Origin of the sequence: Micromonospora sp. NBRC 110009 (genome assembly GCF_030518795.1) — a bacterium.
Classification (GTDB): Bacteria; Actinomycetota; Actinomycetes; order Mycobacteriales; family Micromonosporaceae; genus Micromonospora.
The window spans coordinates 1,730,565-1,753,186 of sequence record NZ_CP130427.1; the positions used below are offsets into that span (position 1 = coordinate 1,730,565).

The following is a 22,622-nucleotide window of genomic DNA, read 5'->3' on the forward strand; positions in this document are numbered from 1 at the left end:
ACCGGCCGCAGGCGGTGGGGTCCTTCGCATTGGTCGGCGGCGCGGTGAGGCTGCGACGGAGACGGCCCGGCACCCCTGGGCCACCCAGACGGCCCGGCCGACGCCCGGCGACCGCCCGCCCAGCGCCCCGGTCGGGAAGGGGTCGAGGATGCCGTCACCGATCTGGTCGACGATCGTGTCCGGATGATGAGGGATCAGCCGTCCGTCGGGATCGCCGCGAGCGTGAGGACCTGGTGGGCGACGCTGCCCGGGCGGGCACGGACGCGCGTCTGGACATCAGGGTGGCGAAGTCCTCGCCGTGCTCGGGAAAGAGCGCGAGCACTACGTGCTGTCCACCCGACCAGGTCGCGGCGGCCCTGTCCACCTCGCTTCGCGCAGCCCGGCTGCGCCTCGCCCAGCTGCACCAGGTGGAGGCGGTCAGCCGGTTCGTCGACATCACCACCGGCAGCGGCCAGTACCTCTACACCCTCGGCCCGCTCGGCGCCGTGGTCCACCCCACCCAGTTCAACGACCCGAACCAGGCTGACGCCCGCGCCCCCCGGACCAGCATCGACCGCACCGAACGCATCATCGGCAGCCGCCGCCTGGCCCACCTGCTCGGCACCAACCAGCTGTTCATCGACCTCATCGGCTACGCCCGCACCCACGAGCACGCCCGGCTGGCGCGCTGGTGGTCCGAACAGCACACCACTGCCGCCTTCGCCGCCGCCTCCTACGCCGCCGGCAGCGGAACCGGTGTCCAGCCCGACGGGCACGGCATCTGGCACGCAGGCGGGCGCACCGTCGGGTTCTTCCTCGAACACGACAACGGCACCGAACCCCTCGCCACCGTGCTACGCAAGCTGCGCGGCTACGAGCAGCTCGCCACCTACGGGCCGCGGTACCCGGTGCTGCTGCGCGTCCCCGACCGCCGCCGCGAACAACACCTCCTCGACGCCCTCGCCGGAGCGCCCACCGCCATGCCCGTCGCCACCGGCCTCCACGACGAACACCCCGCCGGCCCCGCCTGGACCCTCACCACCGACCCCGGCCAGCGCCGCTGGCTACACGAACTGCCCTCCGACCACGGCCCGGACAACCCGGCCACCAACCCGCACCGCTTCCCCGACACCGACCCCAGCGGCCCCGACCCGCAGCCCTGACACCCACCCCCGCCGAAAGGGAGGCAGGCTGCCCACCGCTTGTGGGCGGCTGTGAGACCGGTCAGATCTCACAGTCCCACCGCCCCTCACCCGCGGAACCGAGCGGTCGTCTGACAGTGCAGGTCAGCCGCACTACTGACGATCATGACGGCGGCCGGCGCTGACAGATCCGGCCGCTACCTTCATCGGCACCACCTTCACCCACATATCGCTCCACCCGGTCCGGTCCCACCTCGGGAACCACCGCCGCGCCCCACGGTGCGCTCCGCCCACCCGCCTTCTCGGCCGGTCGGCGCCCGCGCCACGCGGCGACCCCCCAGGTCGCACCGCACCACCAGCACCACCCCGCTGCACCCACTGTTCGCCCCGTGAGCCGACCCATGCACCCGGTGGGCCGGCCGCTTCCGCGCGCCCCCAGCGCGCCCCAACCGAAGGAGGAACCCAATAAGCTCGAAGGAGACCGCACGTGGGATGAGATCGGGTGCCATGAGTCGGCGCAGCACTGCGCATACCTCTGGCACGGCGAGCCATGCGAAAAGCGACTCCGAGCAGGATCTACGCACCTCTGCTGATCTTCAGCAGGCGATCACATCGACCCGCGCATGCGACTACGGCAGGAGATCCGAGAAGAGAGAAACCGCAGGTCATCCGCCTGCGAGGACGCACGGAGCGTCGGGTTAGGAAACCGTTGCTCTATCCCCTGAACTACGAGGGCGCGAGGCCATAGCCTACCTGGCAGCGAATGCCGACGAGCGCTCAGGAGTTCCCGTGGGCCCACCGGCATTGGCGGCGCACGGCACGGGCCGCCTCGGGCAGCGAGGTGGCGGGCCAGCCGCCTCGGCTGCCGCAGCATCGGGTGCCCCGCCTACCGCAACCAGGACGGGCGGGAGCACCCGCTCGGCGCTCCCGCCCGGCGGCGTACCCGCCGCTACGCGGGGACGACGGCGAGTCGAGGGCCGGCGGGCGGCGTGCCGGCCAGGGCCAGCAGGGTCTGCCCGGTGGCGTCGTCGACGACGGCGACGCGGACGGCCTCCGGGTCGTGGTCGGCGAGCGGCGCGGCGAACACCGCGGTCACCGGGCGGCCCTGGTAGAGCCCGGCGTGCCCGACGAACCGCCAGTCGCCGTCGTCCCAGTGCTCCCGCACGTCGGAGCGGAGCAGCGGCGCGACCCGGCGGTAGGGGTCGCTGAGCTGGACCTGGTGCACGGTGGCGAGCAGGGGCACGCCCGAGCCGCCGCGCAGCGGGTTGGTCAGCCGGGCGCGCAGCCGGCGCAGCGGCAGCAGCCACGCCGCGTCCAGTTCCGGTGAGAGCGCCGCCACCGCCGCCACCTCGGCGAGCAGCATGGCGCCGCCGGCCAGCGGCCGGGTGGCGAGGGCGGTCGGCCAGCCGGCGGGGAACAGCCCGGCCAGCCCGGCGGCCACCACCAGCAGCGCGGCGCGGGCCAGGCTGCGGCCGGAGACCGGGGTCGGCCGGGCGCTCAGGCAGCCGCAGGAGGAGGCCGGTGCGGCCCGCCGGGCGTACGCGAGGTAGGCCAGGAAGCCGGTGGCCAGCACGGTCGCGGCAGCCGCCTCCAGCCGCGCGGCGGGTGGCAGCAGGAGCAGCGCGCCGAGCGTGAGTTCCACGCCGCCGAGCAGCCGGTACGCGGGCAGCGCCCGGTGCTGCCCGACCAGCCGGACGAGTGCCGACCGGTGGGCGGCCGCCGCCGCCTGGCGGCTGAACAGCTTGACGCGCGCGGACCAGATCAGCACCGCACCGACGACCAGCGGTTGCAGCGCCGCGATCATTTCGATCATGGGTTCTCCCATCGGATGGGCCGAGGGGTGGCGCCCGGGCGGTGGGTCAGCTCCGCGTACCGCCCGGGCGTCCCCGATCAGGCGGCGGCGTAGACGGTGGCGATGTCGATCTCGTTGGTGTCCGGGTGCCAGGCGCCGAGCACCTGGACGTGCCGGCCGACCCGGAGCAGGGACATGTCGCTGACCGCCGGGGTGCCGTTGTAGATCGCGGCGGAGCGGCCCGGTACGACGTGCGCCACGATCCGCTGGCCCTTGTGGTCGAGGTGCAGCACGTTGCGGCCGACCGCGGCGATGTGCCCGTGCAGGTTGACGATGTTGACCCAGACGGCGTCCGCGGCGAGCGTGCCGTCCGGCAGCCGGACGCCCCGGGCGTAGAGCCCGTCGCCGACCGCCACCCGGTCGAAGGTGGTCGGGTGCAGTTTCCAGATGCTCGTGCCGTCGGTGATCCGGATGGCGTGGAGCACCGCGTCCGAACCGCTGACCAGCAGCATGTTGCCGAAGATCTTGCTGATCCGGCCTTCGGCGAAGTTCGGGTCCGGTGCGCCGGGCTCGACGGTCGCCGCCTGGGCGGCGAAGGCCGCCTCCGGGGCGAGCGAGCCGAGTCCGGTGGCGCCGACCACACCGCCGAGCGCGGCGGTGGCCAGCAGCCGGCGACGGTCCAGGGTCTGGTGCATGGGTAACCCTCCCGTTCAGACGGTGTCGACCGAGCAGGGCCGCAGCCCGTTGGAGAGACTGGCGATGGCGCTGAACGCCGCGGGCGTCAGATCGATGATCCGGTTGCTACCGCAGGCGGAGCCGCAGCAGGTGCGCTCGCCGCAGAACAGGTCGGTCTGCGGCCCGCAGTCGGCGATGGTGGTGCCGACCCGGGAACCGTTGCACAGGTTGGTGGTGTAGTGCCGGAAGCCGCAGCCGCGCCGGCTCATCGAAATGCCACAGGTGTCGGGGTGCGTGATGGCCAGGCACGCGTCTGAGGTGTTCGGCCAGGCGTGCTGGTAGTTGCCCGACTTGCAGGTGCCACAGGCGCCGCCGCCGGCAGTGCCGCAGGGCCCCCAGGCGCTGCCGCAGCAGAACCACGACATCTCGCCTCGCAGAGCTGCCATGGGTGCCTCCTCCCGTAGGTATGGATTGACAGAGATGGACATCTATATTGATGGCAATTGTTGTGTCAAAAATCACCTACGTCAATGTCCGTGGAAAAGATTTCCTACGTATGCGGCCACCGCCCGGGCGGAGGGTCGAGCTACCGACCGCCGGTGGGCTACCGTCGGCTCGTGATCCCGGTGGAGGCCGTCGCGGCCGCGTACGCCCAGTGGATCCCGCCTGCCCTGCCGCTCTACGGCAACGACCACGAGCGGGCCGACTTCGCTCCCTGAGCCGCTCCCGGCACCCGACGCATCCGTCCTGCCACGTCGCACCGGGAGCGATGCCTCATGTCCGTCGACAGTTCCGGGATCCGGTCGGTGCTGCGCGCACCGCAGGTCCTCCGAGTCCTCTTCAGCAGCCAGGTCGGTCGGCTGCCGACCGCCAGCGGCCCGCTGGCCCTGCTGCTGTTCGCCCGGCAGTCGCTGAGTCTGGCCACCGCCGGTCTGCTGGTCGCCGCGTACACCGCCGGCATGGCGGTGGGGACGCCGTTGCTCGCCCGTGCGGTGGACCGCTGGCGGCAGCCGCCCGTGCTGTGGGGTGCGGCGGTGCTCTCCGGCCTCGGGTTCGGCGCGGTGGCGCTGACCGGCGGCCAGGTGACGGGCGCCGTGCTCGGCGCGGCGGTGGCCGGGTTCGGCACGCCGCCGCTGGAGGCGTGCCTGCGTACGCTCTGGCCCAGCCTGCTGCCACCGACCGCGGTGCCGACGGCGTACGCGCTGGACATCGCCGTCCAAGAGGTGATCTTCGTGGTGGGGCCGCTGGTCACGCTCCTCGCGGTGACCCTGGCCGGCCCATCCGCCGGGCTGGTCGCCGCCGGGGTGCTGCAGCTCGCCGGCACCGCCGCCTACGCGTCGGCCCCCGCCGTCCGCGCCTGGCGGGGCGTGGCGGCGGTCCGGCACTGGGCGGGCCCGCTGCGCGTACCCCGCTTCACGGCCATGCTGGCCGGCGTGGTCGGCGTCGGCGCGGCGGTCGGCAGCATCGCCGTGGCGGTCACCGGCTACGCCGAGGCGGTCGGCGACCGGCGGCTCAGCGGCTGGCTGCTCGCCGCGCAGGCGGCCGGCGCGCTCGCCGGTGGCCTGCTCTACACCCGGGCCCGGCCGGGCGGTCCAGGTCGCCTGCCGCTGCTGGCCGCCGGCCTCGCCGCCGGCTACCTGCCGCTGCTGCTCGCCCCCGGGCCGGCCCCGATGGCCGGTCTGCTCGGGGTCAGCGGCCTGGCGCTGCCACCCGTGCTGACCGCGATCTTCCTGGCGGCCGAGCGGCTGGCCGAGCCGGGGACGGTGGCCGAGGCGTTCGCCTGGGTGAGCACGGCGTTCGTGGTGGGCAGCGCCGCCGGCTCCGCGCTCGCCGGCCCGCTGGTGTCGGCCGACCTCCGGTACGGGCTGGCCCTCGCCCCGGCCGCGGCGCTGCTCGGCACGCTGGTGCTGTGGACCGTCTCCGCCCGCCGTGGCAACGGCGTGAAATGCGGGGCGTCGCCCGTACCGAAGGCGTGAAGGTGCCGCCGCGTCGGTTCGACCGGCCCGCCGCCCCCTCAGCGAGGAGAGCGCCGCCCCGTCACAGCCAGCCGCGGCGCTTGAAGAGCAGGTAGAGCGCGCCGCAGACCAGGGCCATCAGGACGAGGGCGAGCAGGTAGCCGAAGCGCCAGCCGAGTTCCGGCATGTGGGTGAAGTTCATCCCGTAGACGGTGCCGATCAGGGTGGGCGCGAACAGGATCGCCGCCCAGGCGGACACCCGCTTGATCTCCTCGTTCTGCGCGAAGCTGGCCGCGGTGAGACTGCGCATCTCCTCGTTCTGGGCCTGCGAGACGAGGGTCGCGTTGACGGTCAGGATGTTCTGCAGCAGGTGCCGGAACCCGTCGACCCGCTCCACGACCTGGGTGAGGTGGTCGGCGACGTCCCGCAACCGGCGGCGCAGCTCCTCGTCCGTGCCGTACCGCTCGAAGCCGGCGGAGAGGGCGTCCATCACTTTCAGCAACGGGCGGGCGGCGCGCTGGAACTGGATCACCTCCCGGCTGAGTTCGTAGATGCGGCGGCTGGCGTTGGGGTCACCGCCGAACACCTCCGTCTCGATCTCGTCGATGTCGTTCTCCAGTCCGGCGACGACCGGGGCGTAGCCGTCGACGACCTGGTCGAACACCGCGTACAGGACGGCCTCGGCGCCGAGGGCGAGGACCTGGGGATCCGCCTCCATCCGGCGCCGCACGGCGGCCAGGTCGGGCGTCTCACCGTGCCGGACGGTGATCACGAACCCCGGCCCGAGGAAGAGGTGCAGCTCCGCGAACTCGACCTCTTCGCGGTCGTCGAGGTAGCGGGCGGCGCGCAGCACCACGAACAGGGTGTCGCCGTAGCGTTCCAGCTTGGGCCGCTGGTGGGCGTTGATGGCGTCCTCGACGGCCAGTTCGTGCAGCTGGAACTCGTCGGCGAGGGAGTGGATCTGCTCCCCATTCGGCCGGTACAGCCCGATCCAGGCCATGGCCTCGCCGAGTTCCTGCAGGCAGCGGTAGGTGTCGGCGAGGGTGGGCGGTGAGGCACGCCGGTGGCCGTCGACGTAGACGGCGCTGTCGACCAACCCTTCGGGCCGGGACGTCTCGGTCGAGTCGCGTTCGGGGAAGTGCTCGTCGAGGCGGCGGCCGAACCCTCCGGACGGCGACGTCAACCGGTGGTCACCCATCAGCCTCCTCCGCTCGTCGCCCGGGCCCGGCGGCGACCGCCGAGTCCCCGGCCCGGCGGCGGTGAAACCCGGACTTGAGACTCGCGCGTCGGCTCCGGCCCACCGGGTGCCGCCCTGCGTCAAAAAGGCGTGAAAAATTCGGTCCGCCGCGTTAAATCCGCGTAGCGAAGGGCGCGCCGACCCCGGCGCGACCCGATCATGGGCGGCGGGACGTCGAGGTCGACCGGGTCGGCGGCTCCAGACGCGTGCGCCCGGAGGGAACCGGGCCGGAACCCCCGTTCAGCCATGAGGCCTCGGCAGGTGCCCCCCGTCCGGCCCGTACCCCCGGCGACCGTGCGGAGAGCCGGGGAGGCTGAATGAGCGTGGGCATGCAGGACCGGGTCCGGGAACGCCGGAAACGCCCGCTACGCGACTGGCTGCTGGCGGACACTGCGGCGCGGCCGGTCGAGGCGGAGGGCCCGTACGCCCGCCCGGAGCAGCACCACCACAGCTGGTGGAAGGTCATGTGCCTCACCGGTGTGGACTACTTCTCCACCCTCGGCTACCAGCCGGGCATCGCCGCGCTCGCCGCCGGCGTGCTGTCCCCGATCGCCACCCTGGTGCTGGTGCTGGTCACCTTGCTGGGCGCGCTGCCGGTCTACCGGCGAGTCGCGCAGGACAGCCCGCACGGCGAGGGTTCCATCGCCATGCTGGTGAAGCTGCTGACGTACTGGCAGGGCAAACTCTTCGTGCTCGTGCTGCTCGGCTTCGCGGCCACCGACTTCATCATCACGATCACCCTCTCCGCGGCCGACGCCACGGCACACATCGACGAGAACCCGTTCTGGCCGGCCGGGCTGCGCGGCCACGAGGTGATCATCACCCTGCTGCTGGTCGCGCTGCTGGGGGCGGTGTTCCTGAAGGGGTTCACCGAGGCGATCGGCATCGCCGTCGGCCTGGTCGGGGTCTATCTGACCCTCAACGCCGTGGTGGTGGTCGACGCCCTCTGGCGAGTGGTCACCCACCCGGCCCGGGTGACGGACTGGACCGCCGCCCTGACCACCCAGCACGGCGACCCGCTGCTGATGGTCGGCATCGCGCTGCTGGTCTTCCCCAAGCTCGCGCTGGGCCTCTCCGGCTTCGAGACCGGGGTGGCGGTGATGCCGCACATCGAAGGCGACTCCGCCGACACCGAGAAGAAGCCGGCCGGCCGCATCCGGGGCGCGCGCCGGCTGCTCACCACCGCCGCCGTGATCATGAGCATCTTCCTGGTCACCAGCAGCATCGTCACCACCGTGCTCATTCCGGCGGAGGCCTTCAAGCCGGGTGGTGCGGCGAACGGGCGGGCCCTGGCGTACCTGGCGCACCAGCACCTGGGCGAGGTGTTCGGCACCGTCTACGACCTGTCGACCATCGCCATCCTGTGGTTCGCCGGCGCCTCGGCGATGGCCGGCCTGCTCAACCTGGTCCCCCGCTACCTGCCCCGTTACGGCATGGCCCCCACCTGGGCCCGGGCCGTACGGCCGCTGGTGCTGGTGTTCACCCTCGTGGCGTTCGTCATCACGATCGCCTTCGAGGCCAGCGTCGACGCGCAGGGCGGCGCGTACGCCACGGGCGTGCTGGTGCTGATCACCTCGGCGGCCACCGCGGTGACGCTCTCCGCCCGGCACCGCCGCCAGCACGGCCGCACCGTGGCCTTCGGGATCATCGCGGTGATCTTCGTTTACACCACCATCGCGAACGTCGTCGAGCGCCCCGACGGCGTGAAGATCGCCGCCTGCTTCATCGCCGGGATCATCGCCGTCTCGCTGTTGTCCCGGCTGTTCCGCGCGTTCGAGCTACGGGTCAACCGGGTCGAGCTGGACCCGGTGGCCCGGCAGTTCATCACCGAGGGCGCCCGGCGGCAGATCCGGCTGATCGCCCACGAGTCGGCCAGCCGGGACGCCGCCGAGTACCGCGACAAGCTGGCGCAGATCGTCGCCGACAACGACTTCCCCGCCGACGCCGACGTCATCTTCGTCGAGGTGACCGTGACCGACCCGTCGGACTTCGAGACCGAGTTGCACGTCGGCGGCGCGGTGGTGCACGGGAAGTACCGGGTGCTGCGGCTGGCCAGCTCGTCGGTGCCGAACGCGCTCGCCGCGCTGCTGCTGCACGTCCGCGACCTCACCCACCGCCGGCCGCACATCTACTTCGAGTGGACCGAAGGCAACCCTGCCGGCAACTTCCTGCGCTACCTGATCTTCGGGCAGGGCGAGATCGCCCCGGTCACCCGGGAAATCCTGCGGCAGCAGGAGCCGGACCGGTCCCGACGGCCGCACGTACACGCCGGCTGACGCGGTGGCCGGCGGCGGCCTCAGGGGCGGTAGCGGTAGCCCATGCCCGGTTCGGTGATCAGGTGCCGAGGTCGGGCCGGATCGTCCTCCAGCTTGCGGCGCAACTGGGCCATGTACTGGCGGAGGTAGTTCGTCTCGTTGTGGTATTCGGGCCCCCACACCTCGTGCAGGAGCTGGCGCTGGCTGACCAGCTTGCCGGGGTGGCGGAGCAGCTTCTCCAGCATGGCCCACTGGGTGGGGGTGAGCTTGACCTCGACGCCGTCGTCGCGGGTGACCACCCGGTCGGCGAGGTCGACGGTGTGCCGCCCGATCCGCTGGATGGCGGTGGCCCCTGACGTCGTCGCGTCGGCGGGGGTGGCCGCGAGGCGGCGGGTGACCGCGCGGATGCGGGCCAGCAGCTCGTCCACCCCGAACGGCTTGGTCACGTAGTCGTCGGCGCCCGCGTCGAGGGCGGCCACCTTGTCCTCGCTGCCGGCTCGGCCGGAGAGCACGATGATCGGCACCCCGGTCCAGCCGCGCAGGCCCCGGATGACGTCCGCGCCGTCCAGGTCGGGCAGGCCGAGGTCCAGCACCACCAGGTCGGGCGGGTGGCCGGCGGCGGCCTTGAGCGCAGCCGCGCCGCTGTCGGCGACGTCGACGTCGTACCCCCGCGCCCGCAGGTTGATGCGCAGGGCCCGCAGGATCTGCGGTTCGTCGTCCACCACCAGGATCCGGGTCACTCCGGCGGCCCCTCCGACTCGATCCCTCCGGTGGCCGCCGGCAGGCGTACCACCATGGTGAGGCCACCCCCGGGGGTGGTCTCGGGGGTGATGCTGCCACCCATCGCCTCGGCGAGCCCCCGGGACAGCGCGAGGCCGAGCCCGACCCCGGTCTGGTTGTCCCGGTCGCCGAGCCGCTGGAACGGCAGGAAGACGTGCTCCCACTGGTCCTCGGGAATCCCCGGGCCGATGTCGATCACCCGCAGCTCCACCTGGCCGGCGTGGGCGCTGGCGGTGATCGTCGGGGGCTGCCCGGGCGGGCTGTAGCGCAGGGCATTGGCGATTATGTTGACCAGCACCCGCTCCAGCAGGCCGGGGTCGGCGAGCGCCGCCGGCAGGTCGGCGGGGATGTCCGTGGTGACGTCCTGGGCGGCCGGCCCGAGCTCGTCCAGGGCCAGGGGTACGGCATCCTCCAGCCCGATCGCGGTGGTGGTGACGCCCAGCACCCCGGCCTGGAGCCGGCTCATGTCGAGCAGGTTCGCCACCAGCCGACCGAGCCGGTCGAGCGATTCGTCCGCCGTGGCCAGCAGTTCCTCCCGGTCGTCGGCGTCGAACTCGACGTCGTGGCTGCGCAGGCTGGACACGGCGGCCTTTGCCGAGGCGAGCGGCGTACGCAGGTCGTGGCTGACCGCGGCGAGCAGCGCGGTGCGCATTCGGTCGGCCTCGGCGAGCGGCCGGACGGCGGCGGCCTCCTCGGCGAGCCGCTCCTGGCGGAGCGCGACGGCGGCCTGGGCGGCGAACGCCTCGACCACCCGCCGGTCGGCGGCCTCCAGCCGGCGGCCGGAGAGCACGACGCTGAGCCGCTCGTCGACCGGGACCACCGTCTCCCCGGCACTCGGGCTGCACGCCGGCGCCTCGCCGACGCTGGCCACCACCCGCCAGGCGTCTTCCTCCCGGGCCCGGCCCGGCCGGCCCTCCGCCTCGGCGGCGAGTTCCAGCACGCTGACCGCGCGCAGCGCGAAGGTCTCCCGGAGCCGGTCCAGCAGGGCGGGCAGCGGCCGCTCGCCGCGAAGCACGCTGCCCGCGACGGTGGCGAGGGTCTGGGCGTCGGCGGAGGCGCGCGCCGCCTCCCGGGTACGTCGGGCGGCGACGTCGACCACCCAGCTCACCGCGATGGCGACGCCGACGAAGACGCCGAGCGCGAGGAGGTTGTCCGCCTCAGCGATGGTCAGGGTGTGGAAGGGCGGGGTGAAGAACCAGTTCAGCAGCAGTGAGCCGCCGAGCGCCGCGACCAGCGCCGGCCACAGCCCGCCGACCAGCGCCACCCCGACCACGCCGGCGAGGAAGAGCAGGATGTCATTGGTGAGGCTGAGGTCGGGCAGCGTCGACAGCACGAAGGTCAGCAGCGGCATGCCGAGCAGCGCGAGGGCGAAGCCGAGCAGCCGGCGCCGTCGGGACAGCGCCGCCGGCACCTCGCCCGCCCGCCGGCCCCGCCCGGCCTGTGGGTGGGTGACGAGGTGCACGTCGATCGGGCCGGACAGCGCGGTGGTGGTGACCCCGACCCCCCGCGAGAGGACCTGCGCGAACCGGCCCCGCCGGCTCGCGCCCAGCACGAGCTGGGTGCCGTTGACCCCGCGGGCGAAGTCCAGCAGGGCGGCCGGGATGTCGGCGCCGAGCACCTGGTGGTAGGTGCCGCCGAGGCTCTCCACCAGGACCCGCTGCCGGGCCAGCTGGGCCGGGTCGGCGCCGGCCAGCCCGTCGCTGCGCGCCACATGCACCGCCAACAGGTCGGCGCCCTTGCTCCGGGCGGCGATCCGGGCCGCCCGCCGGATCAGCGTCTCGCCCTCCGGCCCGCCGGTGAGGGCGACGACGACCCGTTCCCGCGCCTCCCAGGTCTCGGAAATGCCCTGCTGCGCCCGGTACGCGTCGAGCTGCTCGTCGACCTTGTCGGCCAGCCAGAGCAGGGCCAGCTCGCGCAGCGCGGTGAGGTTGCCGACCCGGAAGTAGTTGCCCAGCGCGGCGTCGATCTTGTCGGGCCGGTAGATGTTGCCGTGCGCCATCCGGCGGCGCAGCGCCTCGGGCGTCATGTCCACCAGCTCGACCTGCTCGGCGGCGCGGACCACCTGGTCAGGGAGGGTCTCCTGTTGGGTGGTGCCGGTGATCTGCGCGACGACGTCGTTGAGCGACTCCAGGTGCTGGATGTTGACCGTGGTCAGCACGCTGATCCCGGCGTCGAGCAGCTCCTGGACGTCCTGCCAGCGTTTCTCGTGGCGGGAGCCGGGCACGTTGGTGTGCGCCAACTCGTCCACCACGACGACCTCGGGGCGGCGGGCCAGCACGGCGTCGAGATCCATCTCGGTGAACTCGACGCCCCGGTAGGTCATGGTGCGACGCGGCACCACCTCCAGACCGCCGATCATCGCCGCGGTGTGCGGGCGGGCGTGGGTCTCGACCAGCCCGATCACCACGTCGGTGCCCCGCTCGGCGCGCCGCTGGGCCTCCTCGAGCATGGCGTACGTCTTGCCCACGCCCGGGGCGGCCCCGAGGTAGATGCGGAGCTCTCCCCTTGCCACGGGGCCATCCTCTCCGATTGGTGGAAGGAGGGGCCCCTTCTTAACTCGTGGCGAGGTGAAGGGGCCCCTTCTTAACCCGGTCAGCGCGCGGGGAACTTCGCGTCCAGCGCGAGGTTGAGTACGAGCACGTTGACCGCGGGCGCGCCCATGAAGCCGAGCGCTCGACCGTTGGTGTGCTCCTCAACCAGGCGGTGGATCGCCGCCGGGTCCGCGCCGCGCTCGCGCGCCACCCGGGCCACCTGGATCTCGGCGTACGCCGGGGAGATGTGCGGGTCGAGGCCGCTGCCGCTGGCGGTGACCGCGTCGGCGGGCACGGCGGGCTTGGCCGGCGCATCGCCGCGGATCGGGGTGACGATCCCGCCCTCGGCGACGTAGTCGTGGTCCGGCTGGGCCAGCTCCACCGGTACGCCCTGCCAGCTGCTCAGGAAGGGCGTGGCCGGGGCGACCTGGTTGACGCTGACCGCCCGGGTGACCGGGCCGGTCAGTCCGTTGGCGTGGAACACGGCCAGCACCGCGCCCACACCGTCGGGCGTGCAGTACGGCCGCCGGCCGTCGACGCCGTCGAGTTCGCCGATCGCCTTGCTCCGCGAGCAGACCTGGGTGAGCAGGCTCTGCGTGGAATCGTCGGGGTTGGCGGCGATGGTGTCGACGACGCTCTCCGGGTCCAGGTTACTGGCCGCGGTGGACGTGGGGTCGTAGCCGTCGCCGGCGGCCGAGGGGCGGGACTGGAAGTAGCGCGGGACGGGGTTGCCGTCCTTGTCGGTGAAGGACTGGCCGATCAGCGAGCTGCCCACGGTCGTGCCGTGCGCGCTCACCAGCGAGCCGTCGGCCTTGCCGTCGAGGCCGGGAATCCGGCCGACGGCGACCAGGGCCAGCGGGTACGCGAGGCCGAGCAGGACGGTGAAGACGAGCAGCGCGCGCAGCGCCGCCAGGTGTTGAGCGAGCCAGGTAGGGAGGCGCATCACGAGATCCCCGGGATGAACTGGATGAGCAGGTCGATGAGCTTGATGCCGATGAACGGCACGATGATGCCGCCGAGGCCGTAGAGCCACAGGTTGCGGCTGAGCAGCTTCGACGCGCTCGCCGGCCGGTACCGCACGCCCCGCAGGGCCAGCGGGATCAGCGCGACGATGATGATCGCGTTGAAGATGACCGCGGACAGGATCGCCGACTCCGGACTGTGCAGCCGCATGACGTTCAGCGTGTCCAGCGACGGGTACAGGCCGGCGAACATCGCCGGGATGATCGCGAAGTACTTGGCGACGTCGTTGGCGATCGAGAACGTGGTCAGGGCACCGCGGGTGATCAGCAACTGCTTGCCGATCTCCACGATCTCGATCAGCTTGGTCGGGTCGGAGTCGAGGTCGACCATGTTGCCGGCCTCCTTGGCGGCCGACGTACCGGTGTTCATCGCCACGCCGACGTCGGCCTGGGCCAGCGCCGGCGCGTCGTTGGTGCCGTCGCCGGTCATGGCGACCAGCCGGCCGCCCTCCTGCTCCTTCTTGATCAGGGCGAGCTTGTCCTCCGGCGTCGCCTCGGCGAGGAAGTCGTCGACCCCGGCCTCGTCCGCGATGGCCTTCGCGGTCCGCGGGTTGTCACCGGTGATCATGACGGTCCGGATGCCCATCCGGCGCATCTCGTCGAACCGCTCCCGCATCCCCGACTTGACGATGTCCTTCAGGTGGATGACGCCGAGCGTGCGCGCCGGCTGGCCCTCGACGTGGTCGGCGACGACGAGCGGGGTGCCACCGATGCCGCTGATCTCGTCGACCAGTTGGCCCACCTGCTCCGTGGGGTGGCCGCCGTGCTCGCGAACCCACTTCATCACGGCCGCGGCGGCGCCCTTACGGATGCGCCGGTCCGGCCCCGCGACACCGCCGTCGACGGTGGCGTCGGAGCTGAGGTCGACGCCGCTCATCCGGGTCTGCGCGGTGAACGGTACGAAGGTGGCGTGCGGGATGAGGCCGGGCTCGCGCTCGCGCAGCCCGAACTCGTTCTTCGCGAGCACCACGATGGACCGGCCCTCGGGGGTCTCGTCGGCGAGGCTGGACAGCTGCGCGGCGTCGGCGACGTCGGCGGCCGTCACCCCCTCCACCGGGAGAAACTCGGCGGCCTGCCGGTTGCCGAGGGTGATCGTGCCGGTCTTGTCGAGCAGCAGCGTGTTCACGTCACCCGCCGCCTCGACGGCCCGGCCGCTCATCGCCAGGACGTTGCGCTGCACCAGTCGGTCCATGCCGGCGATGCCGATCGCCGACAGCAGCGCCCCGATGGTGGTCGGGATCAGGCAGACCAGCAGGGACACCAGCACCACTCCGGTGACACCGGCGTTGGTGATGGCGCCGCTGTCCGGCGCGGCGGCCTGGTAGCCCTTCGAGAAGATCGCCATCGGCTGCAGGGTGACCACGGCCAGCAGGAAGATGACCGTGAGCGCGGCGAGCAGGATGTTCAGCGCGATCTCGTTCGGGGTCTTCTGCCGGTTGGCGCCCTCGACCAGCGCGATCATCCGGTCGATGAAGCTCTCCCCCGGCCTCTGGGTGATCTTCACGACGATCCGGTCGGAGAGCACCTTGGTGCCGCCGGTGACCGCGCTGCGGTCGCCGCCCGACTCCCGGATGACGGGCGCGGACTCGCCGGTGATCGCCGACTCGTCGACGCTGGCGATGCCCTCGACCACGTCCCCGTCGCCGGGGATGATCTGGCCGGCCTCCACCAGGACGACGTCGCCCTGCTTGAGCTGCGGCGCGGGCACCGCCTCGTCGCGGTAAGCGTTGGCCGCCGCGCCCGGCGTCCAGCCGATGAGGCGGGTGGCGATGGTGTCCTTCCTCGCCTGCCGGAGTGCGGCCGCCTGGGCCTTGCCCCGGCCCTCGGCGACCGCCTCGGCCAGGTTCGCGAAGACCACGGTGAGCCAGAGCCAGATGGTGATGGCCCAGGCGAACACCGACGGGTCGGCGATCGCCAGCACGGTGGTGAAGACGGCGCCGATCTCCACGATGAGCATCACCGGGTTGCGCCAGAGCGTACGGGGGTCGAGCTTGCGCAGCGCGTCCGGCAGGGACCGGATCAGCTGCTTCGGGTCGAGCAGACCCCCGCCGACCCGGTTGCCCTGGGTCGCCGGGGTACCGGCGACCGGCTCCTCGCCGGTACCGGATGTCACAGGCGTGACGGACATGTTCTCGTTCCTCATGGTGGTCACAGCCCCTCAGCCAGGGGGCCGAGCGCGAGCGCGGGCAGGAAGGTCAGCGCCACGAGGATCACCGTGACGCCGACGACCATGCCGACGAAGAGCGGCCGGTGGGTCGGCAGCGTGCCCTCGGACGCGGGGGTGGGTTTCTGACGGGCCAGCGAGCCGGCCAGGGCGAGCACGAAGACGATCGGCAGGAAGCGGCCGAGCAGCATGCCGAGGCCCAGGGCGGTGTTCCACCACTGCGTGTTCACCGTGATACCGGCAAACGCGGAGCCGTTGTTGTTGGCCGCCGAGGTGAACGCGTAGAGCACCTCGGAGAGGCCGTGTGGGCCGACGTTCAACGCGGTGGAGTTGTTGCCGGTGGCGAAGGCCGCTGCCGTCCCGGCCAGCACCAGGGCCGGAGTGACCAGGAAGTAGAGCGAGGCCAGCTTGATCTCGCGAGAGCCGATCTTCTTGCCGAGGTACTCCGGGGTGCGGCCGACCATCAGGCCGGCGACGAAGACCGTGATCACCGCCAGGATCAGCAGCCCGTAGAGGCCGGAGCCGGTGCCGCCGGGCGCGACCTCGCCGAGCATCATGTTGAACATCGTCATCATGCCGCCGAGCGAGGTGAACGAGTCGTGGAACGAGTTCACCGCACCCGTGGAGGTCAGCGTCGTGGCCGCGGCGAAGGTCGCCGAGTTCGACACGTCGAACCGGACGTCCTTGCCCTCCATCGCGGCGCCGATCGTCTGCGGGACGGTTCCGGCGTGGGCCAACTCGAAGACATTGGTCAGGGCGATGCTGGCCAGCGCCAGGGTCGCCATCACCGCGGCGATCGCGTAGCCCTGGCGGTTCTGGCCGACCATCCGGCCGAAGACCCGCGGCAGGCTGAACGGGATCAGGAAGATCAGGAAGATCTCCAGCCAGTTCGTCCAGGTGGTCGGGTTCTCGAACGGGTGGGCGCTGTTGGTGTTGTAGAAGCCGCCACCGTTCGTGCCCAGCTCCTTGATCACTTCCTGGCTGGCCACCGGCCCGCCGGTGAGGTGCTGGCTGCCCCCGGTCAGCGTGGTCACGTCGGTGCCGCCGGAGAGGTTCTGCACCACGCCGCCGACCATCAGGACCAGCGCGCCGAGCACCGCGATCGGCAGCAGGACGCGCAGCGTGATCCGGGTCAGGTCGACCCAGAAGTTGCCCAGTTCACCAGTCCGGCTACGGGCGAAGCCGCGCACCAGCGCGACTGCCACGGCGATGCCGACGGCGGCGGAGACGAAGTTCTGCACCGCCAGGCCGGCCATCTGCACCAGGTGGCCCATGGTCGACTCGCCCGAGTACCACTGCCAGTTCGTGTTGGTCACGAACGAGACCGCGGTGTTCCACGCGCCGTGGGTCATCACCGGATCGAAGCCCAGGCTCAGCCACAGGTGGTTCTGCAGTCGCATGAACGCGTACAGGAACAGGATCGACACAGCTGAGAAGGCCAGCAGGCTGCGGGCGTACACGGCCCAGGACTGCTCGGCCGCCGGGTTGACGCCCATCACGCGGTAGAGCCCGCGCTCGGCACCGGAGTGCCGGGTGCCGGAGACCACGCGGTACATGTAGTCGCCGAACGGCTTGTAGACGGCGACGAGCGCCACCGCCAGGGACAGAATGAAGATGATGCCGGCTGTGGTCGTGGTCATCAGAAGCGCTCCGGGAACAGCAGGGCGACGACCAGGAACACACCCAGGCCGATCGCCAGCACCAGGCCGACGGCGTTCACCGCGCTCACAGCTTCTCCACACCCCTCACCACGAGGGCGAGCACTGCGAACAGCCCCGCCGTCAACAGCACGAACACCAGGTCAGACACGGCTGACTCCTCTTACCGGACGTTTGTTCGCGACCGCCTTCGGTCGCGCCGGGCAATCAAAGCGCCGCCCCGGTCGAATGGACAGGGGCTATAACGCGGCCATGACGCCCGGCGGCCCTTTATTGACGTGCTTTTCACGGCGTCCCCCGGACGGGTGAAGGCGGTCACAGGAGGCCGTTCAGGAGCGGTGTCCCCAGGAGGAAAGAAGCGGCGGCAGGTCGGTCAGGGCACCGGCGGAGCGGCGACGTGCGGGAGCCGTCGGACGATCTTCGACCCGGTCCCGCCCGTACTGGTCGGGCAGGGTTCCCCAGCCGTGCCGGACCAGCGGTAGCGGCGGCGGGTGCGCCACGGCCGCCCCCTCGTCGCGGCGCACCGTGCACAGGTGGGTCCAGTCCGCGCCGAGGTCGAAGACGTAGGCGAAGATGGCGCCGGGGTCAGCAGACCCAGCCGGGTGGACCGGCCGTCCCGGGTGTCGGGAAAGGCGGGACCGTCCCGCCACGCCGACCAGCTGACCTCGATCCCGTCCGGCAGGACGAACATTCGCAGGTGGTCCAGGTCCCAGCCGGCCGGGGTGAGGTTGTCGTCGTCATGCCGGTGAGCGTGCCGACGGCGGGCATCGGCGCGGTTTCACGCGCGGGGGCCTGCCGGGAAACTCAGCCCCCCGCCGTCAGCGGGGCATCTCGCGCCAGCCGGGACGAGCCCCGCGCCACGCCCCGGCGAGGATGCTCGCCGAGCCCCGGCTCGGGCATTCCTGGATCCTCGACCGGCCGGTGACCCCGCCGATCTGGGCCTGGACCTCCCAGCGGTGCCCGTCCGTACAGATGTAGACGTCGCGGCGCCCGCGAGGGGTGCTGACCCCGTTCCACCAGTGTTCCTCGACGATCACCTGGTGACGGTATCGCAGCGGCCACCCGGCCCGCACCTGCCGGTGCGGGCCGGGTGGCCGGTCAGCCGTCCAGGCGGCGGACCATGTTCATGATCGTCTCGACCTGGTAGCCACCCTTGATCGGGTAGTTGGTGGCACCGAGGTAGCCCCACCAGTCCCAGCAGCCGTTCGGGTTCACCCCGGACGCGATCGCCTGCGGATAGAGCACGATGAGCCGGTTGGTGTCGGCGTACTGGTTGAGGTTGGCCCGGTCGACGAAGGCGGTGCCGACCTTCGCGTACCCCTGCGCGCAGCCGTGCAGGGCGACCAGCAGGCGGCAGGTGTTCCCGGCCGCGCAGGCGCTCGGCACGTACGCGAAGCCGTTGGCGTCCATGCTCAGCCCGTTGGCCCAGCCGTTGGTGGCGAAGGTGTCCTGGCTGAACCGGATGAGGGTGCCGCCGAGCGGGCCGGTGTTCGGCGCGGAGACCGAGCCGAGCAGCTTGCCGAGGAAGCTCCCCTCCGGGTCGGTGCCGCAGTCGTTCAGGAACGGCGAGGCGGTCGCCGTGCAGCCGACCGTGCCGTACGGGGTGACCCAGGCGTGCCCGGCGGCGCTGCCGGAGTCGTACCGCACGCTGGCCCCGAAGTCCTGGTAGTAGCGGACCAGGTCGTCGGTGACCGACTTCTTCACGGTGTTGTCGTTGCCGCCGTGGTAGACGTACACCGGTTGGCCGGCGAGGTTGCCGGTGCCGTCGATCCAGCCGTAGGACGCCCAGCTGCGGGTGTAGCTCTCCAGGGTCGACACGTACGTCGGGTAGATGTTGTCCCCGCAGCCGTAGAGCGCCTGGTTGACGTTGTTCTGCGCGCAGTAGTACGGGCCGGCGGCGAAGACGGCCGCGCCCCGGATCCGCGTCGAGTACGCGACCTGGAGCTGGGTGGCCATGTACCCCCCGGAGGAGACTCCGGCGACGTACACGGCGGAGACGTGGTAGGTGCCGAGCGAGCCGGAGACCGGGGTCTTGGTGTACGGCGTGCCGGCGGCCCGGGCGGCGGTGCCGCCGGGCAGGATCAGGAGGAGGGCCGCGGCGAGGGTGGTGGCGGCTTTCCACGTGTCTTCATGGCGTTCTCCCGTCGGAGCGCCGGCGGGACGGCCGACGTGCGGAAACGCTAACGTGATATTGACCACAGCAGATATCCGTACGGCCTACACCTCGGGGACGGCGGCGGTGTGGGCGCCCCACCTGACCGTTCCGGTCGGGCCCGACGGCCGCCTGCCCGCTACCCGAGGGCCTGGGCGAGTCGGGTCGTTCCGGCGACGAGCGCCTCGTACCCGCTGGGGCTGAGCCTGCCGGCCGAGCGCAGGTCGACCAGCGCTCCGGTGAACTCGCGCAGCTTCTGCCGTGCCTGCCCGGTGTTGCCGGCGGCGAGCGCCCGCTGCGCGGCGCGCAGCCGCTTGTGGAGGTCCTGGCCGTCCTTCCGGCGCAGCTGCCCCTGCTGCATCAGCCCGTCCACCGTGCTCTCCAGTCCGGCCAGGAGTTTCGCCGCATCGCCCCCGGGCCGCGGCGTGGGGGACGACGGTGACCGCACGGGGCTCGGCGTGGGCGAGGCTTCCTCGGTCGCCGGGAGGTCGTCGGGCGCCGCGGACTCGGCGGGCAGGACGGTGGCCGCCGCCCCCGGGCGGGCGCCGTCGGTGTCCCCTCCCCCCGCCAGCACGACCATCAGCGTGGCGATCAGCATCACGACGGCCGCGCCCGCCACCGTCAGCCACATCATCCGGCGACCGTCCTCGGTCGCCCGGTGCCGGCCCTCGGTCGCGCCGAACAGCGGCAACCTGGCGGTGGGCGGGTCGGTGTGCGGTCGGTCGGAGGCGGCGGACATGCCGGACATCATGCCAAGCCGACGCACCGCACCGATGCCCGCCGAGCCGGCGGCGATATTTAGGTGGGCGTTCCGGCGAATGACCGCTAGCCTCGCCGCGAGATCACTCCGAGACCGCGAAGAGGGTGTTTTGGTGCCCGTGCCGACTGTGCTGAGCCGAGCCGACCTGCGTCAGCCCGTTCCGACACCCACACCCTTCTTCTGGAGTGACCGCATTGGATCTGCCACGTAGCTTCACCATCCGCGAGGGCGACCTCCGGATCATCAACCCGTTCGACGCCGGCAAGCTGGCCACGCTGGGCCGGGCGATCAAGCTCGAACCCGGCACGTCGATCCTCGACCTGTGCAGCGGCAAGGGCGAACTGCTCTGCACCTGGGCCCGGGACCACGGCGTGACCGGCACCGGGGTGGACATCAGCACCGTCAACACCGCCGCCGCCCGCGAACGCGCCGCCGAGCTGGGCGTCGCCGACCGGGTCCGGTTCCTGCACGGCGACGCCGCGACGTACGTCGCGGCGGAGCCGGTCGACCTGGCCGCCTGCGTCGGCGCCACCTGGATCGGCGACGGGGTGCCCGGCACCCTGGAGATCCTGGCGCGCAGCCTGCGCCCCGGCGGGATGGTGCTGGTCGGGGAGCCGTACTGGCGGCTCGACCCGCCCGACGAGGAGACCGTGGTCGGCTCCCACGCCCGGTCCCGGGACGAGTTCCGGGACCTGCCCGGACTGGTCCGGCTCTTCGGCGAGTGCGGCTGGGACCTGGTCGAGATGGTCCTCGCCGACCAGGACAGCTGGGACCGGTACGCGGCGGCGCACTGGCTCAACCTGCGCCGCTGGCTGGACGCCAACCCGGACGACGAGCTGGCCGGGGAGCTGCGCCGGGAGCTGACCGAGGACCCGCTGCGCTACGTCCGCTACCGGCGGGAGTACCTGGGCTGGGGGGTCTTCGCCCTGCTCCGCCGGTGACCGACCGGGTGGGCTCCCGCCGGCGGGAGCCCACCCGGGCCGTTCCGGGCCGTCCGGCGCTTAGCACCCGGCTACCCAGGGTAAGGCAGGATCATGGGACAGTTGCGCACGTCGCCGCCACCGCCGCAGGCCACCGAGCTGGCGCGGTGGGACCTCGGCACTCCCGCCGAGCTGCGCGACCTGCGTTCCTCACTGCGCGCGGCCCTGACCCGGTACGGCCTGGTCCAGGGGGAGGACCTCGACGAGGTGCCCCACCTGGTCGTCCTCGTCGCCACGGAGCTCGCGACCAACGCGCTGCGGCACGGGCGCCCACCGACCATCGTCACGCTCCTCGCCGCGGACGACTGCTTCATCCTCGACGTGGCCGATCACGAGGTCAGCACGGTGCCCGAGCTGGCCGACATCCGCCCGCTCGACTCGGGCGGCCGCGGGCTGCAGCTCGCCCAGTCGGTCTCCCTGGCCGTCGGCTGGTACGGCACCGCGGACACCAAGAACATCTGGGCCTCCTTCCCGCGGCGGACCGGGCCGGCACCGGCCTAGAAGCCGGCGACCGGGTGCGGGACATACGGGGCCTCCAACGCGGCGACCTCGTCGGCGGTCAGCTCCAACTCCAGCGCCGACGCCGCGTCGGTCAGGTGGTGCGGCTTGGTCGCGCCGACAATCGGCGCGGTCACCGCCGGGTTGCGGGCCACCCAGGCCAGCGCCACCTGGGCCCGGGGTACGCCCCGCGCCGAGGCGACCCGGGCCACCGCCTCGACCACGGCCCGGTCCGCCTCCTCGGTCCGCGCGTAGAGGGTCCGGCCGAAGTCGTCGGTCTCGGTGCGGGCGGTCTGCTCGCCCCAGTCCCGGGTCAGCCGGCCCCGGGCCAGCGGGCTCCACGGGATCACCGCGATCCCCTGGTCCCGGCAGAGCGGCAGCATCTCCCGCTCCTCCTCGCGGTAGAGCAGGTTGTAGTGGTTCTGCATGGAGACGAACCGGGTCCAGCCGTGCCGCTCCGCGGCCCAGAGGGCCTTGGCGAACTGCCACGCGTACATCGAGGAGGCGCCGAGGTAGCGCACCTTGCCGGCGCGGACCAGGTCGTGCAGCGCCTCCAGGGTCTCCTCGATCGGCGTGGTCGGGTCGAGGCGGTGGATCTGGTAGAGATCGACGTAGTCGGTGCCCAGCCGGCGCAGGCTGGCGTCGATCTCGCTCATGATGTGCTTGCGGGACAGCCCGCCCCGGTTCGGCCCGGGCCCCATCCGGCCGTGCACCTTGGTGGCGATCACCACGTCGTCGCGGCGGGCGAAGTCCTTCAGCGCCCGGCCGACGATCTCCTCGCTGGTGCCGTCGGAGTAGACGTTGGCGGTGTCGAAGAAGTTGACTCCCAGCTCGAGCGCCTGCTGGATGAACGGCCGGGCGTGCTCCTCCGGCAGCGACCACGGGTGCGCGCCGCGGCTCGGCTCGCCGTAGCTCATGCAGCCCAGGCAGAGCCGGGACACCTCCAGGCCGGTGGCCCCGAACTTCACGTACTCCATGCGGTCGTCCTCCTCGTCACACCCGCCGTTCATCTCACCACCGGCGGGAGCGCGCCGCAGGCCGG

The 22,622-nt window shown here is 72.3% G+C and carries 20 protein-coding genes; 5 read left to right on the plus strand and 15 right to left on the minus strand.

Annotated elements, in window-relative coordinates:
• Positions 1-233 precede the first annotated feature (233 nt).
• A complete protein-coding gene (locus Q2K19_RS08265; RefSeq protein WP_302769115.1) occupies positions 234-1,142 on the plus strand; it encodes a replication-relaxation family protein in 909 nt (302 codons plus the stop codon).
• Between the two features lie 928 nt (positions 1,143-2,070).
• Here Q2K19_RS08265 and Q2K19_RS08270 read toward each other — a convergent pair.
• The 3 genes from Q2K19_RS08270 to Q2K19_RS08280 all read right to left on the minus strand — a co-directional run bounded on the left by Q2K19_RS08270 (position 2,071) and on the right by Q2K19_RS08280 (position 4,034).
• Complete coding sequence (locus tag Q2K19_RS08270; RefSeq protein WP_302769118.1) at positions 2,071-2,934, minus strand: MauE/DoxX family redox-associated membrane protein; 864 nt, start codon at positions 2,932-2,934, stop codon at positions 2,071-2,073.
• A gap of 77 nt (positions 2,935-3,011) precedes the next feature.
• Positions 3,012-3,608 carry a cell wall protein gene (locus Q2K19_RS08275; protein ID WP_302769120.1) on the minus strand — a complete coding sequence of 199 codons (597 nt, stop codon included), beginning with the start codon at positions 3,606-3,608 and terminating at the stop codon, positions 3,012-3,014.
• Between the two features lie 15 nt (positions 3,609-3,623).
• Positions 3,624-4,034 carry an RlpA-like double-psi beta-barrel domain-containing protein gene (locus tag Q2K19_RS08280; RefSeq protein ID WP_302769122.1) on the minus strand — a complete coding sequence of 137 codons (411 nt, stop codon included), beginning with the start codon at positions 4,032-4,034 and terminating at the stop codon, positions 3,624-3,626.
• Between the two features lie 330 nt (positions 4,035-4,364).
• Here Q2K19_RS08280 and Q2K19_RS08285 point away from each other — a divergent pair, with 330 nt between their 5' ends.
• Positions 4,365-5,564 (plus strand): MFS transporter, encoded by a 1,200-nt coding sequence (locus Q2K19_RS08285; protein WP_302769124.1) that lies wholly within the window; start codon positions 4,365-4,367, stop codon positions 5,562-5,564.
• Between the two features lie 61 nt (positions 5,565-5,625).
• Here Q2K19_RS08285 and corA read toward each other — a convergent pair whose 3' ends face one another.
• Positions 5,626-6,741, minus strand: a complete 1,116-nt coding sequence (corA, locus tag Q2K19_RS08290; protein WP_302769126.1) for a magnesium/cobalt transporter CorA — start codon at positions 6,739-6,741, stop codon at positions 5,626-5,628.
• A 356-nt stretch (positions 6,742-7,097) separates the two neighbouring features.
• Here corA and Q2K19_RS08295 point away from each other — a divergent pair, with 356 nt between their 5' ends.
• Positions 7,098-9,056 (plus strand): APC family permease, encoded by a 1,959-nt coding sequence (locus tag Q2K19_RS08295; RefSeq protein ID WP_302769127.1) that lies wholly within the window; start codon positions 7,098-7,100, stop codon positions 9,054-9,056.
• 20 nt (positions 9,057-9,076) lie between these two features.
• Here the strand turns inward: Q2K19_RS08295 and Q2K19_RS08300 are convergent, their stop codons facing one another.
• The 10 genes from Q2K19_RS08300 to Q2K19_RS08345 all read right to left on the minus strand — a co-directional run bounded on the left by Q2K19_RS08300 (position 9,077) and on the right by Q2K19_RS08345 (position 20,081).
• Positions 9,077-9,775: a response regulator gene (locus Q2K19_RS08300; protein ID WP_302769130.1), complete on the minus strand. Its 699-nt coding sequence runs from the start codon at positions 9,773-9,775 to the stop codon at positions 9,077-9,079.
• Positions 9,772-12,327: a sensor histidine kinase gene (locus Q2K19_RS08305; protein ID WP_302769132.1), complete on the minus strand. Its 2,556-nt coding sequence runs from the start codon at positions 12,325-12,327 to the stop codon at positions 9,772-9,774. Before Q2K19_RS08305 ends, Q2K19_RS08300 begins: the two co-directional genes overlap by 4 nt.
• Positions 12,328-12,407: 80 nt before the next feature.
• Positions 12,408-13,289 carry a potassium-transporting ATPase subunit C gene (locus Q2K19_RS08310; protein WP_302769135.1) on the minus strand — a complete coding sequence of 294 codons (882 nt, stop codon included), beginning with the start codon at positions 13,287-13,289 and terminating at the stop codon, positions 12,408-12,410.
• A complete protein-coding gene (kdpB, locus tag Q2K19_RS08315) occupies positions 13,289-15,496 on the minus strand; it encodes a potassium-transporting ATPase subunit KdpB (RefSeq protein ID WP_302769138.1) in 2,208 nt (735 codons plus the stop codon). Before kdpB ends, Q2K19_RS08310 begins: the two co-directional genes overlap by 1 nt.
• A 20-nt stretch (positions 15,497-15,516) precedes the next feature.
• Positions 15,517-17,172, minus strand: a complete 1,656-nt coding sequence (gene kdpA, locus Q2K19_RS08320) for a potassium-transporting ATPase subunit KdpA (protein ID WP_302769139.1) — start codon at positions 17,170-17,172, stop codon at positions 15,517-15,519.
• The gene (gene kdpF / locus Q2K19_RS08325; protein WP_036343797.1) at positions 17,172-17,261 is read right to left on the minus strand and encodes a K(+)-transporting ATPase subunit F; all 90 of its coding nucleotides are present in this window, start codon (positions 17,259-17,261) and stop codon (positions 17,172-17,174) included. Before kdpF ends, kdpA begins: the two co-directional genes overlap by 1 nt.
• Before the next feature lie 258 nt (positions 17,262-17,519).
• A complete protein-coding gene (locus Q2K19_RS08330; protein ID WP_302769148.1) occupies positions 17,520-17,840 on the minus strand; it encodes a hypothetical protein in 321 nt (106 codons plus the stop codon).
• Positions 17,841-18,008: 168 nt separating this feature from the next.
• Positions 18,009-18,227 (minus strand): hypothetical protein, encoded by a 219-nt coding sequence (locus tag Q2K19_RS08335; protein ID WP_302769150.1) that lies wholly within the window; start codon positions 18,225-18,227, stop codon positions 18,009-18,011.
• Between the two features lie 61 nt (positions 18,228-18,288).
• On the minus strand, positions 18,289-19,389 hold the full coding sequence (locus tag Q2K19_RS08340) for an extracellular catalytic domain type 2 short-chain-length polyhydroxyalkanoate depolymerase (protein WP_302769152.1): 1,101 nt from the start codon (positions 19,387-19,389) through the stop codon (positions 18,289-18,291).
• A gap of 92 nt (positions 19,390-19,481) precedes the next feature.
• A complete protein-coding gene (locus Q2K19_RS08345) occupies positions 19,482-20,081 on the minus strand; it encodes an FIMAH domain-containing protein (RefSeq protein WP_302769154.1) in 600 nt (199 codons plus the stop codon).
• A 206-nt stretch (positions 20,082-20,287) separates the two neighbouring features.
• On the opposite strand from Q2K19_RS08345, the gene Q2K19_RS08350 reads away from it, so the two are divergent.
• On the plus strand, positions 20,288-21,043 hold the full coding sequence (locus tag Q2K19_RS08350) for an SAM-dependent methyltransferase (RefSeq protein ID WP_302769156.1): 756 nt from the start codon (positions 20,288-20,290) through the stop codon (positions 21,041-21,043).
• 93 nt (positions 21,044-21,136) lie between these two features.
• Positions 21,137-21,583, plus strand: a complete 447-nt coding sequence (locus tag Q2K19_RS08355) for an ATP-binding protein (protein ID WP_302769158.1) — start codon at positions 21,137-21,139, stop codon at positions 21,581-21,583.
• On the opposite strand, the gene Q2K19_RS08360 is transcribed toward Q2K19_RS08355, so the two are convergent.
• Entirely contained in the window at positions 21,580-22,557 is a 978-nt protein-coding gene (locus Q2K19_RS08360) for an aldo/keto reductase (RefSeq protein ID WP_302769160.1), read from the minus strand. The genes Q2K19_RS08355 and Q2K19_RS08360 overlap by 4 nt on opposite strands.
• Positions 22,558-22,622: the final 65 nt, after the last annotated feature.